The 11,379-nt window shown below is 60.4% G+C and carries 11 protein-coding genes; 9 read left to right on the top strand and 2 right to left on the bottom strand.

From position 1 onward, the window contains the following. The first annotated feature begins 232 nt into the window (after positions 1-232). The 6 genes from PH547_RS17470 to PH547_RS17445 all read left to right on the top strand — a co-directional run bounded on the left by PH547_RS17470 (position 233) and on the right by PH547_RS17445 (position 6,407). Complete coding sequence (locus PH547_RS17470) at positions 233-1,258, top strand: sugar ABC transporter substrate-binding protein (RefSeq protein ID WP_104821894.1); 1,026 nt, start codon at positions 233-235, stop codon at positions 1,256-1,258. 174 nt (positions 1,259-1,432) lie between these two features. Further along, on the top strand, positions 1,433-2,497 hold the full coding sequence (locus tag PH547_RS17465; protein ID WP_283048955.1) for an ABC transporter permease: 1,065 nt from the start codon (positions 1,433-1,435) through the stop codon (positions 2,495-2,497). Beyond that, positions 2,473-3,282, top strand: coding sequence for an ATP-binding cassette domain-containing protein (locus PH547_RS17460; RefSeq protein ID WP_199773513.1), 810 nt, complete (start codon positions 2,473-2,475; stop codon positions 3,280-3,282). The genes PH547_RS17465 and PH547_RS17460 overlap by 25 nt, the downstream gene beginning before the upstream one ends. After that, positions 3,279-3,911: a nucleoside triphosphate hydrolase gene (locus tag PH547_RS17455; protein WP_285168953.1), complete on the top strand. Its 633-nt coding sequence runs from the start codon at positions 3,279-3,281 to the stop codon at positions 3,909-3,911. The genes PH547_RS17460 and PH547_RS17455 overlap by 4 nt, the downstream gene beginning before the upstream one ends. Positions 3,912-4,008: 97 nt before the next feature. Further along, positions 4,009-5,049 carry a dihydroorotase gene (gene pyrC / locus PH547_RS17450; RefSeq protein WP_285168952.1) on the top strand — a complete coding sequence of 347 codons (1,041 nt, stop codon included), beginning with the start codon at positions 4,009-4,011 and terminating at the stop codon, positions 5,047-5,049. A 179-nt stretch (positions 5,050-5,228) separates the two neighbouring features. Further along, positions 5,229-6,407, top strand: a complete 1,179-nt coding sequence (locus PH547_RS17445; protein WP_285168951.1) for a GGDEF domain-containing protein — start codon at positions 5,229-5,231, stop codon at positions 6,405-6,407. 7 nt (positions 6,408-6,414) lie between these two features. On the opposite strand, the gene PH547_RS17440 is transcribed toward PH547_RS17445, so the two are convergent. Continuing rightward, positions 6,415-6,894, bottom strand: a complete 480-nt coding sequence (locus PH547_RS17440; RefSeq protein WP_104821899.1) for an anthrone oxygenase family protein — start codon at positions 6,892-6,894, stop codon at positions 6,415-6,417. Positions 6,895-7,052: 158 nt separating this feature from the next. Between PH547_RS17440 and PH547_RS17435 the strand changes: the two genes are divergently transcribed. The 3 genes from PH547_RS17435 (at position 7,053) to PH547_RS17425 (ending at position 9,528) form a co-directional block, all read left to right on the top strand. Beyond that, positions 7,053-7,724: a TetR/AcrR family transcriptional regulator gene (locus PH547_RS17435; protein ID WP_104821900.1), complete on the top strand. Its 672-nt coding sequence runs from the start codon at positions 7,053-7,055 to the stop codon at positions 7,722-7,724. 100 nt (positions 7,725-7,824) lie between these two features. Then, on the top strand, positions 7,825-8,526 hold the full coding sequence (locus PH547_RS17430; protein ID WP_104821901.1) for an orotate phosphoribosyltransferase: 702 nt from the start codon (positions 7,825-7,827) through the stop codon (positions 8,524-8,526). 75 nt (positions 8,527-8,601) lie between these two features. Then, positions 8,602-9,528: a carbohydrate kinase family protein gene (locus PH547_RS17425; RefSeq protein WP_104821902.1), complete on the top strand. Its 927-nt coding sequence runs from the start codon at positions 8,602-8,604 to the stop codon at positions 9,526-9,528. 122 nt (positions 9,529-9,650) lie between these two features. Here PH547_RS17425 and pgi read toward each other — a convergent pair whose 3' ends face one another. After that, positions 9,651-11,276 carry a glucose-6-phosphate isomerase gene (pgi, locus tag PH547_RS17420; RefSeq protein ID WP_104821903.1) on the bottom strand — a complete coding sequence of 542 codons (1,626 nt, stop codon included), beginning with the start codon at positions 11,274-11,276 and terminating at the stop codon, positions 9,651-9,653. Positions 11,277-11,379 lie beyond the last annotated feature (103 nt).

The following is an 11,379-nucleotide window of genomic DNA, read 5'->3' as shown; positions in this document are numbered from 1 at the left end:
CCATGCCGCATTTTTCAGCAACATGCCACATCCAATTAATAATTCAATCCGATTTATTTATTGACAGGACGAAATCTTTAGGTTCAGATGTGGGCGTTGGAGGACGTGCCATGGCCTTGGAGGCGGCCAATCTGGAAGAAATCTAAGCAGGCATGGTGCGTCTTTATCCGGACTCCGAGCGAGCCGGGGCAACCGGAAAAGTTCCGGTCTATTCAAATTTTGGGAGGATTGAATGAAGAAATCAGTTGTTTCCGCAGCATTCGCCGCTCTGGCGATCGGTGTCGTCTTTGCCGCGCCGGCCAACGCTGCCAACGTTTCCGCCTGCCTCATCACCAAGACGGACACGAACCCCTTCTTCGTTAAGATGAAGGAAGGTGCTACCGCCAAGGCCAAGGAACTCGGCGTGACGCTGAAGTCCTATGCCGGCAAGATCGACGGTGACAGCGAAAGCCAGGTCGCTGCGGTCGAAAGCTGCATCGCCGAAGGCGCCAAGGGCATTCTGATCGCCGCTTCCGATACCAAGGGCATCGTACCGACGGTCAAGAAGGCGCGTGACGCGGGCCTCCTGGTCATCGCGCTCGACACGCCGCTGGATCCGGCTGACGCTGCCGACGCGACTTTCGCCACCGACAATCTTCTCGCCGGCAAGCTGATTGGCGAGTGGGCCAACAAGACCCTCGGCGCTAAGGCCAAGGACGCCAAGATCGGCTTCCTCGACCTGACGCCGTCGCAGCCGACCGTCGACGTCCTGCGCGACCAGGGCTTCATGATCGGCTTCGGCATCGACCCGAAGGACCCGAACAAGATCGGCGACGAGAATGATCCGCGTATCGTCGGTCATGACGTCACCAACGGCAACGAAGAAGGCGGCCGCAAGGCCATGGAAAACCTTCTGCAGAAGGATTCCAGCATCAACGTCATCCACACGATCAACGAGCCGGCCGCTATCGGTGCCTATCAGGCGCTGAAGGCCGTTGGCCTGGAGAAGCAGGTCCTGATCGTCTCGGTTGACGGCGGTTGCCCGGGCGTCAAGTCGGTCAAGGATGGCGTGATCGGTGCGACTTCGCAGCAGTATCCGCTGATGATGGCCGCTCTTGGCGTCGAAGCGATCAAGAAGTTCGCCGACACCGGCGAGAAGCCGAAGCCGACCCCAGGCAAGTCCTTCTTCGACACCGGCGTTTCGCTGGTGACGGACAAGCCGGTTACCGGCCTGAAATCCATCGACACCAAGGAAGGCACCGCGAAGTGCTGGGGCTAAGCCTCGTCCTGGGTTTGGCATGATCCTGTCCGAAGGCCGTTTTCACATCCACTGATGCGGCTCTTCGGATTGGGGCTATGCCTTCGTCATACCAACGCCGGCCGGGCTTGAGCTTCGGCCGGTTTCAACACCCGGCGGTTTCCGCGTAGTTCGGCGCGGTTGCGGAGGAAAACAATGACCGGAGCACAGGAATTCGAGCGTGTTCTCGACGGCAGCGACAAGAACGTTGCCTCGTTCGAGCACCAGGATGTCACACTTCTCAAACGCACACAGCATTTCTTGCATTCGACGCCGGCCGCGGTGCCATTGATCGTATTGGTGGTGGCAATCATCGTCTTCGGCATTGCCATCGGCGGGCGCTTCTTCTCCGCCTACACGCTGACTCTCGTCCTGCAGCAGATCGCTATCGTCGGTATTCTCGGCGCGGCGCAGACGCTGGTCATCCTGACCGCCGGCATCGATCTGTCGATCGGCGTGATCATGGTCATTTCCGCTGTCATCATGGGCAACTGCGCCATAACCTATGGCATGCCGACGCCGATTGCCGTTCTTGCCGGCATGCTCGCGGGCGGCGTCTGTGGGTTGCTCAACGGTTTCCTCGTCGCCACCATGAAGCTGCCGCCGTTCATCGTGACGCTCGGCACCTGGAACATCGTCATGGCGACGAATTTCATCTATTCCGCCAATGAGACCATTCGCGACACCGATGTCGACGAACAGGCGCCGCTCCTGCATTTCTTCGCCATCAGCTTCCGCCTTGGCGGCGCGGTGCTGACGCTCGGCGTCATCGCCATGGTGCTGCTCGTAGTCGGCCTATGGTATGTGCTCAATCACACGGCTTGGGGCCGACATGTCTATGCTGTCGGCGACGATCCGGAAGCGGCAAAATTGTCCGGTATCCAGACCAAGAAGGTGCTGCTCGCCGTTTACGGTGTTTCGGGACTGATCGCGGCGTTTGCTGCCTGGGTCTCGATCGGCCGCAACGGTTCGATCTCGCCATCCTCGGCCGTGACGGATTTCAATCTTCAGGCGATTACCGCGACCGTGATTGGCGGCATCTCGCTCTTCGGTGGTCGCGGTTCGATCCTCGGCACGCTGTTCGGCGCGATGATCGTCGGCGTGGTGTCCATGGGCCTCAACATGCTCGGAGCCGACCCGCAGTGGAAGGTTCTTCTGACTGGCGTGCTGATCATCGGCGCCGTCGCGATCGATCAATGGATCAGAAAGGTGTCGGCATGACCACGACTGGCGAACCTCTTCTCACAGCCCGCGGCCTCATCAAGCGTTATGGACGCGTGACCGCCCTCGACAATGCCGATTTCGACCTCTATCCCGGCGAAATCCTTGCCGTCATCGGCGATAACGGCGCCGGCAAATCCTCGCTGATCAAGGCGATTTCCGGCGCGACCACGCCCGATGAAGGCGAGATCAGGCTGGAGGGGAAACCCGTCCACTTCAGATCGCCGATGGAAGCGCGCGAGGCCGGCATCGAGACGGTGTACCAGAACCTGGCGCTGTCGCCGGCGCTCTCGATCGCGGACAATATGTTCCTCGGCCGCGAGATCCGGAAGCCCGGTATCCTTGGCTCCTGGTTCCGCATGCTGGACCGGCCGGCGATGGAAAAGCGCGCCCGCGACAAGCTCACCGAGCTCGGCCTGATGACGATCCAGAACATCAACCAGGCGGTGGAAACGCTCTCGGGCGGCCAGCGCCAGGGTGTGGCAGTGGCACGCGCCGCTGCCTTCGGTTCCAAGGTCGTCATCATGGACGAGCCGACGGCCGCCCTTGGCGTCAAGGAAAGCCGCAAGGTGCTGGAGCTCATTCTCGACGTGCGTGCCCGCGGCTTGCCGATCGTGTTGATCTCGCACAATATGCCGCATGTCTTCGAGGTGGCGGATCGCATCCATATCCATCGCCTCGGGCGTCGTCTGACCGTGATCAATCCCAAGGAATATTCCATGTCGGATGCCGTTGCCTTCATGACTGGCGCCAAGGCGCCGCCGGCAGAGACAGTCGCCGCATGAGTTCCGTGCTTGAGGGAATCGCCGACGAGATCATCGGGCGCGCCGCTGGCGCAAAACGGTTTCTCGTCGCGATTGCCGGCCCGCCCGGCGCTGGCAAATCGACGCTGGCGGACAATGTGGCCAAGGCACTCAAAGCCAAGGGTGAGAGCGCCGAGGTCCTGCCGATGGACGGCTTCCACATGGACAATGCCGTCCTGATCGAAAAGGGTCTGCTGAAGCGCAAGGGCGTGCCCGAAAGCTTCGACGTCCGCGCCTTTCTCGATATCGTCAAGGCGGTGCGCGCGGCCGATCAGGAGGTGCTGGTGCCGGTCTTTGATCGCTCGCGCGAGATCGCCATCGCGTCGGCCCGCATCGTCTCCCCCGATCACCGTTTCATCGTCATCGAGGGTAACTACCTGCTCTTCAGCCAGGGCAAATGGGCGGAGCTGGAAGGTATGTTCGATTATTCGATCATGCTGGCGCCGCCGATCGAGGTCTTGGAGCAACGGCTCTGGGCGCGTTGGAGGGGCTATGACCTCGACGACGAGGCCGCCGGTGCCAAGGTCTACGGCAACGACCTGCCGAACGGCCGGCTAATCCTCGAGAACCGCCGTCCGGCCGATTTTACCATCGATATCGTGCAGGGCTGAACTCCGCTGTCATTTACACGTCATCGCTGATTGTTTTGCGGTGGCTTATGGTGCTATCGAAAGCGCGACAAACTGAGACCATTCAGAGGTTCGCGCCATGCAAAAGCTCATCATCCGCCGCCCTGACGATTGGCATCTGCATCTGCGGGATGGCGCCGTGCTGGAAGGCGTGATCGGCGATACCTCGAGGCATTTCGCCCGCGCCATCATCATGCCGAACCTGGTGCCGCCGGTTGTCACCACGGCGGATGCGGCTGCCTATCGTGAGCGCATTCTGAAGGCATTGCCGGCAGGCGACCGCTTCCAGCCGCTGATGACGCTTTATCTCACCGAGCACACCGATCCCGACGATGTCGAGGAAGGCAAGAAAAGCGGCCTCATTACCGCCGTCAAACTTTATCCCGCCGGTGCGACGACCAACTCCCATGGTGGCGTGCGGAATATGGAAAAGGCCATGCCGGTGCTGGAGCGCATGGCCAAGATCGGCCTGCCGCTCTGCGTGCATGGCGAGGTGACGTCGCCGGATGTGGATATTTTCGACCGCGAGACGGTTTTCATCGAAACCGTGCTCGATCCCTTGCGTCAGCGCCTGCCGGAACTGAAAGTCACCATGGAGCATGTGACGACATCTGATGGCATCGACTACATCAAGTCGGCAAAGACCAATCTCGCCGGCTCGATCACCACGCATCACCTGATCATCAACCGCAACGCCATCCTCGTCGGCGGTATCAGGCCGCATTATTACTGCCTGCCGGTCGCCAAGCGCGAAAGCCACCGCCTGGCGCTGCGTGCGGCCGCGACGAGCGGCGACGCTAAATTCTTCCTCGGCACCGATTCCGCCCCACATGTCGATCCGCTGAAGGAATGTGCCTGTGGCTGCGCCGGCATCTATACATCGCTCAACACCATGAGCTGCCTGGCGCATGTTTTTGAACAGGAAGGCGCGCTCGACAAGCTCGAGGCCTTCGCTTCGCTGAACGGTCCCGCCTGGTATGGGCTTGCGGCGAACGAGGATCGCATTACCCTGATCCGCCGCGCGGAATCGGTTGCCTTTCCCGACAGGATCGAAACTGGAGCCGGCCCCATTACCGTCTTCGATCCGATGTTCCCCTTGCACTGGGATGTCGAGGGCTGAGAAAATAACTCTGCGCGCCGATGAAAATATTTTGTTCGAAAACTGCTTTCGTAATATCAAAGGCATATTTCATTGAAATACATGATCTTTATCGGATCCCGTAACCAATTTGATACCCCTTGAGGGGTAGCGTTATGCCGATCCCTAACGGTGTGGAATGAAACCGTCGAAGGAAGAGCATGGAGCTTGATTATAATTCTCTTCTGCTGGCCCTTGGCGTTTCCGCCTCCTGTCTTGCGGTGACGCTGGGTGGAAGCTGGTTTTCCCGTCGGCCGGAGACATTCCTGCTGACCTGTTCTGCCGGTCTTGTACCAATCGTCGTCGGGATTTTCACCTATGGTGCTTATGTCGACCAGCCGCGACCGACGCTCGCCATTATTACCTTCGTGCTGTTTTTCATCGGCTTTTCGGTCATCTGGGCGGCGGGATATCAGTTCCGCACGCGCCGGTTTTCCAAGGCCCGCGCTCTGTTGGGAAGCCTGACCGGTATTGCCGCTTCCGTGCCGGCCATGCTCGCCGGTTATGATGGCCTCGCTTTCATGGGCGACAATATCGTCGTCGCAGTGCTCCTCCTGCTGACGGCGCGCGAATATTGGCTAAGCCGTCAGGAGGCGCCGACGCCGCTCTACGGCATCACCGCGCTTTACACATTGACTGCTATTTCCTTCGCGCTGTGTGCAGGAGTCTTGATCTGGGACGGCAAACTCGTGCTTGGCCATGCGCCGGACAATTGGGCCGAAGATGTCAGCCTTGCCATCTGCATTGCCGGCATGACCGGCATCGGCGCCCTGTCGCTGGCGCTACACCAATGGCGTCAGGCGGCGCATCATCGTCAGCAGGCCATCACCGATCCGCTGACCGGCCTGCTCAACCGGCGGGCTCTGTTCGATCTCTATGGCCACCGCTCTTTCGGCCCTTCCATGGCGGTGATCGTCTTCGACATCGATCGCTTCAAGTCCGTCAACGATCAGTACGGCCATGCCACCGGCGACATAGTTCTCAAGCTTTTTGCCAAGGAATTGTCGGCCGTACTGCGGGCCTCCGACACGGTGGCCCGTCTTGGCGGCGAAGAATTCGCGCTTGTCCTCGACAATGCCTTGCCGGGCCGGGCCGAGCAGATCGCCGAACGGGTGCGCGATGCTTTTGCGGCCCGCGAGTTCACCGTGGACGGCAAGTCTTTCGCCTGCACGGTCAGCGCCGGCATTGCGCTCGGCACCCCCGAGGGCATGGGCTTCGACAGCGTCCTCAGTGCCGCCGACAAGGCGCTTTATGCCGCCAAGCGTAATGGCCGCAACCGCGTCGAGGTTACGGCCTATCTGCACGCCGTCTCGCCGGACGTTTCCCGCACGGCGTCCTGATGGTCAGCTAAAAGAGAGCCCGGACGAAGGCGCAGGAAGCAAGCAGCGACGCCACGGTGCGCACATGGTTCCATCTCGTCCAATCGGTGAGATAGGTGCTCCATAGCTGAGCTGCTTCCGCCGTACGGCCATCGAGCTTATCCAAAGCGTCATTCAAAGGAACGTTGAATACCATGGTCGAAAGAAGGCTGGCGACGAGGTAGAGCGCCGCGCCAGCAATCATCAGGATGCTGACGCCGCCCCGCCAATACACGATGGCCAGGACCGCTATGAACACCGAGAGCGCCGCCGTCAACAGGAACAGTACGATAAAGGGTGAACGCACAATCGTCGTATTGATCGATTGCATGGCGGCGACGCCCTGATCGACGGTAAGACGGGCAAAGGCCTGCATAATGAATGTCGAGAAGGCAAAGTAGACGCCGGCGAGAAGACCGCTGCCGAGCGCGGCAGTAATGAGAGCGATATTCGTGATCGGATAGGTCATGACGGGACACTCCAGATGCCGGGTGCGGCGGTTTCACGGGCATAATCGGAAAATCCCTATCGGGCCTTTTCCCACTCGAAATGTGATAAATTCTCTCATTTGCGAAATGTGATAAACTCTCTTATATCGTCTGTCAAGAATGTTGGACGAGTCGTGACATGAAGCAGGAACCGGTTGTTAAGCGAAGGCGCAGCAAGGAGGAGGCGGGGACGCCGCGCCGAATCCCCAGCCAGCAGCGCGGCCGCGAGCGTGTCGAGCGGATATTGTCCGTTGCCATGGAGCTGATCGAAAAGAACGGCAGCGACGCGTTGCGTATGGGCGAGATCGTCGAAAAGGCCGGCGTATCCTTCGGTTCGCTCTATCAATATTTTCCCGACAAGACCGCCATCATCCGCGTCTTGGCCGAACGCTTCAATGAACAGGGGCGGCAATGTGTGGAAAGCGAACTGGCTCGCGTGAAAAGCACCGCCGATCTTCAAGGCGCTCTTGGCAGCATCGTCGACGGTTACTATGCGATGTTCCGCGATGAGCCGGTGATGCGGGATATCTGGCATGCGACGCAGGCCGACAAGCTTCTGCAGGAGATCGATGCCGAGGATATGGAGTGGCATTCCCAGGCTTTTCTGGCTGTTCTCCATCGTCTCTGGCCTGCGCGCGATTCCGCGGAGCTGGCTCGGGTCGCTCGACTGACCATGCAACTGGTTGCAGCCGCCGTGCGCTACGCGATTTCGATCGGGAAAGAGGAGGGCGATAGGGCGATCGCCCTGTTCAAGGCAATGCTGCCCGCCGATATCGGCGCCGTTTCGGAGAGACCGAACTCGATGAAATAGCAGCCTCGGGAGGGGGGCATAAAACCCGCGATCCGTCTGGAAACCTCGGCCACTTGCTGCTATTGCCGCAGGAATGTCTTAAATAGCGAAGGAGGCCCGCATGACCACCCAGATGACATTTTCCGATCGCGCCGTTATGGCCGAATTGGTGGCGAAGATGCTTTGGGAGATCAAGGCGGTGCATTTCAGCGCCGACAAGCCGTATAAGCTCGCTTCGGGCATGGCGAGTCCGGTCTATATCGATTGCCGCAAGCTGATTTCCTACCCGCGCATCCGCTCCACCGTGATGGATTTCGCCGCCAGCATCGTCATGCGCGATGCCGGTTTCGAGCAGTTCGATTGCGTCGCCGGCGGTGAAACAGCGGGCATTCCCTTCGCCGCCTTCCTCGCCGAACGCCTCGACCTGCCGATGATCTATGTCCGCAAGCAGCCGAAGGGCCATGGCCGCAATGCGCAGATCGAGGGCCATATGCCTGAGGGCGCGCGCGTGCTGGTCATCGAGGATCTGACGACGGCGGGCGGCAGCATGTTCACGTTCATCGACGCCATCCGCGCCGCCGGCGGCATCGTCGACCACGGCATGGCGCTGTTTTACTACGGCATTTTCCCGGAAGCCGAGGAGCGGTTTGCCAATCGCAAGGTTCGGCTTCACCATATCGCCACCTGGCGTGACGCGCTTGCCGTCGCCAAGGCGCAAAAGCTGTTCGACGACAAAACGCTCGAAGAAGTTGAAGCTTTTCTCGACGCTCCACTCGCCTGGTCCGGCCGCAACGGCGGTGTATCGGAACTGGCAACAAAGTGACGCTTTGCTTTTGCCGCAAAGTTATCTAATCGATTTACGGAACTAGACGACAGACGTGCGCTCGAGGAGGCCGGAATGATATTGTGCTGTGGCGAAGCTTTGATCGACATGCTGCCGCGAGATACGACGCTGGGTGAAAAGGCCTTTGCGCCCTATGCCGGCGGTGCGATCTTCAACACTGCGATTGCGCTTGGCCGCCTGGGCGTGCCGACCGGTTTCTTCACCGGCATTGCCGACGACATGATGGGCGATATCCTGCGCGAGACGCTCTCGGCGGCCAAGGTGGATTACAGCTATTGCGCCATCGCTCCCCGTCCGAGCACGATCGCTTTCGTCAAGCTCGTCAATGGTCAGGCGACCTATGCCTTCTACGACGAAGGTTCCGCCGGCCGCATGATCACCGAGGCCGATCTCCCGACCTTGGGGGACGACTGCGAAGCCCTGCATTTCGGCGCCATCAGCCTAATCCCCAACCCTTGCGGCGCGACCTATGAAGCGCTGATGAAGCGCGAGCACCAAAGCCGCGTCATTTCGCTCGATCCGAACATCCGGCCCGGTTTCATCAAGGACAAGGCCGCGCATATGGGCCGTATCAGCCGCATGGCCGCCATGTCCGATATCCTGAAATTCTCGGACGAGGACCTGGAATGGTTCGGCATCCCCGGAAACCATGACGAGCTTGCTGCTCACTGGCTGAACCAGGGCGCCAAGCTGATCGTCGTTACCAAGGGCGCCGAGGGCGCGACAGGGTACACGAAGTCGTTGAAGGTTACGGTCCCGAGCGAACGCGTCACCGTGGTCGATACCGTGGGAGCAGGCGACACGTTCGACGCAGGCATCCTGGCATCGCTGAAGATGAATGATCTGCTGACCAAGGCGCAGGTCGCTTCGCTGGATGAGAAGGCGCTTCGCGACGCACTCGCTTTGGGCGCCAAGGCGGCAGCCGTTACGGTTTCCAGGGCAGGGGCAAATCCGCCCTGGGCGAGTGAGATTGGGCTGTAAGGGGTCCTATCCCGCCCCTGGCGGGCGGGATAACCATCGCGATTGCCGCGTAAGTCTATCACCAACAAAAAAGCCCCGCCTGACGCAGCAGACGGGGCCATCTTATTTTTGGTCGAAGAGAGTTACTTCGCCCGGCTTGCCAGCGCAGCCACCAGGCCCTGTGTCGACGAATCATGGCCGGCAGCGCTTTCCTTGCCTTCGATGACCGGCAGCAGGCCGGTTGCCAGCTCCTTGCCGAGCTCGACGCCCCACTGGTCGAAGGAGTTGATGCGGAACAGCACGCCTTCGACAAAAACGCGGTGTTCATAGAGAGCGATCAGGCGGCCGAGCGCATAAGGCGTCAGCTTGTCGTAGACAAAGGTGATCGACGGACGGTTGCCGGTGAAGACGCGATGCGGCGCGATGAAATCGGCCTTCTTGTCGTCCATGCCCTTGGCGGTGAGCTGGGCCTTGGCTTCCGCGAAGGTGCGGCCCTTCATCAGGGCTTCCGACTGTGCCACGCAGTTCGCCATCAGCAATTGGTGCTGGTGACGCAGATCCGGTTCGAAGGCATTGGCGGCAATCATGAATTCGGCCGGGATGATGCTCGTGCCCTGGTGGATGAGCTGGTAGAAGGCATGCTGGCCGTTGGTGCCCGGCTCGCCCCAGACGACGGGACCGGAATTGCCCTCGACCGGCGTGCCGTCGATGGTGACCCCCTTGCCGTTCGATTCCATGTCGAGCTGCTGCAGATAGGCCGGGAAGCGCGACAGGCGCTGGTCATAGGGCAGGATGGCGCGGGTGGTGTAGCCCAGCACGTTGCGATGGTAGAAGCCGATGAGGCCAAGCAGCATCGGCAGGTTTTCCTTGAAGGGCGCCTTGCGAAAATGGTTGTCCATCGCATGCGCGCCGTCGAGAAACTTGCCGAAGTTCTCCGGACCGACGGCGATCATCAGCGGCAGGCCGATGGCTGACCAGATCGAGTAGCGGCCGCCAACCCAATCCCAGAAGCCGAAGACGCGCTCGCTGTCGATGCCGAAGGCGGCAACCTTGTCGAGCGCGGTCGAAACGGCGGCGAAGTGATGCTGAACGGCTGCTTCGCCAAGCGCCTTGGCGATGAAGTTGCGCGCCGTCTGGGCGTTCGTCATCGTCTCGATGGTGGTGAAGGTCTTGGACGCAATGATGAACAGCGTCGTTTCCGGCGAAACGAGCTTCAGGATGTCGGCGATATGGGCGCCGTCGATGTTGGAGACGAAATGCGCGCGCGGGCCGTCATGGAAGGGAGCTAGCGCCAAGGTCGCCATGACCGGACCGAGGTCGGAGCCGCCGATGCCGATATTGATGACGTCAGTGATCGCCTTGCCGGTCGCGCCCTTTAGCGTGCCAGAGCGGATGCCGTCGGCAAATTTGCCCATGGCCGCCAAGACGCCGTTGACGTCGGGCATCACATCCTTGCCGTCGACGAGAACAGGCGTGTTGGAGCGATTGCGCAGCGCGGTGTGCAGAACGGCGCGGTTTTCGGTGAAGTTGATGGCAACGCCCGAGAACATCTCGTCGCGCTTGGCTGCGATGCCGCCTTCGGTTGCGAGCTTCTCGAGAAGCGCGAAGATCTCGTCGTTCACCGCGGTCTTGGAATAGTCCATCAGCAGGTCGTCAAGCGAGGTGCTGAAGCGGGAGAAACGTTGGGCGTCGGCGGCGAAGGCGGCGCGGATATCGGTGGCCTTGGTGGCCGCTGCGGTGCTCTTCAGTTGTTCGACGAGGGCGTTCATGGAGGGGCTCCTTGCGGTTCGCGCCGCTGGCCGTCTGGCGAGGGCGGGGGCACTCTGAGTTAGTCGCGGAAACTATTCGCTTTGTGAGGGGTAAATCAAGTTC

The organism is Rhizobium cerradonense, from assembly GCF_030182455.1.
Classification (GTDB): domain Bacteria; phylum Pseudomonadota; class Alphaproteobacteria; order Rhizobiales; family Rhizobiaceae; genus Rhizobium.
Note: the sequence above shows the minus strand (reverse complement) of the source record. Positions and strands in the feature narration are given on the sequence as shown.

Excerpts from the sequence above, each read along its gene's own strand:
- PH547_RS17465 (WP_283048955.1), top strand. The coding sequence starts at position 1,433 with ATGACCGGAGCACAGGAATTCGAGCGTGTTCTCGACGGCAGCGACAAG.
- PH547_RS17470 (WP_104821894.1), top strand. The coding sequence starts at position 233 with ATGAAGAAATCAGTTGTTTCCGCAGCATTCGCCGCTCTGGCGATCGGT.
- PH547_RS17430 (WP_104821901.1), top strand. The coding sequence starts at position 7,825 with ATGACCACCCAGATGACATTTTCCGATCGCGCCGTTATGGCCGAATTG.
- PH547_RS17445 (WP_285168951.1), top strand. The coding sequence starts at position 5,229 with ATGGAGCTTGATTATAATTCTCTTCTGCTGGCCCTTGGCGTTTCCGCC.
- PH547_RS17440 (WP_104821899.1), bottom strand. The coding sequence starts at position 6,894 with ATGACCTATCCGATCACGAATATCGCTCTCATTACTGCCGCGCTCGGC.
- PH547_RS17425 (WP_104821902.1), top strand. The coding sequence starts at position 8,602 with ATGATATTGTGCTGTGGCGAAGCTTTGATCGACATGCTGCCGCGAGAT.
- PH547_RS17435 (WP_104821900.1), top strand. The coding sequence starts at position 7,053 with ATGAAGCAGGAACCGGTTGTTAAGCGAAGGCGCAGCAAGGAGGAGGCG.
- pyrC (WP_285168952.1), top strand. The coding sequence starts at position 4,009 with ATGCAAAAGCTCATCATCCGCCGCCCTGACGATTGGCATCTGCATCTG.
- PH547_RS17455 (WP_285168953.1), top strand. The coding sequence starts at position 3,279 with ATGAGTTCCGTGCTTGAGGGAATCGCCGACGAGATCATCGGGCGCGCC.
- PH547_RS17460 (WP_199773513.1), top strand. The coding sequence starts at position 2,473 with ATGGATCAGAAAGGTGTCGGCATGACCACGACTGGCGAACCTCTTCTC.
- pgi (WP_104821903.1), bottom strand. The coding sequence starts at position 11,276 with ATGAACGCCCTCGTCGAACAACTGAAGAGCACCGCAGCGGCCACCAAG.